The sequence below is a fragment of the Bacillus cereus group sp. Bce019 genome, assembly GCF_051781745.1.
Lineage (GTDB): Bacteria > Bacillota > Bacilli > Bacillales > Bacillaceae_G > Bacillus_A > Bacillus_A cereus.
This window is the reverse complement of the sequence record NZ_JBPWJX010000111.1, coordinates 1-274: the sequence shown is the minus strand read 5'-3', so window position 1 is coordinate 274 and position 274 is coordinate 1. Positions and strand designations below refer to the sequence as shown.

The following is a 274-nucleotide window of genomic DNA, read 5'->3' as shown; positions in this document are numbered from 1 at the left end:
GGCCTGGACGCTCTGGGACTGCGGGCTGTGGGCCAGCACCTGGGGCCGGATCGTGCCGTGGTGGCCTGCCGCGTTGTTGCCGAGGACCGCTGGTGTCGGCGCTGCGGGTGTGAAGGTCGCGTACGCGACACGGTGGTGCGGGAGCTGGCCCACGCGCCGCTGGGGTGGCGGCCCACGACGTTGCAGGTCCGGCTGCGGCGCTACCGGTGTATCGGGTGCGGGCATGTGTGGCGCCAAGACCTCAACGATGCGGCGGCTGCGCGGGCCAAGCTGA

General features: G+C 73.0%; 1 pseudogene. It reads left to right on the top strand.

From position 1 onward, the window contains the following. Window positions 1-3 precede the first annotated feature (3 nt). A pseudogene (locus tag ACS2QP_RS27665) lies at window positions 4-274 on the top strand (ISL3 family transposase); the annotation flags it as partial.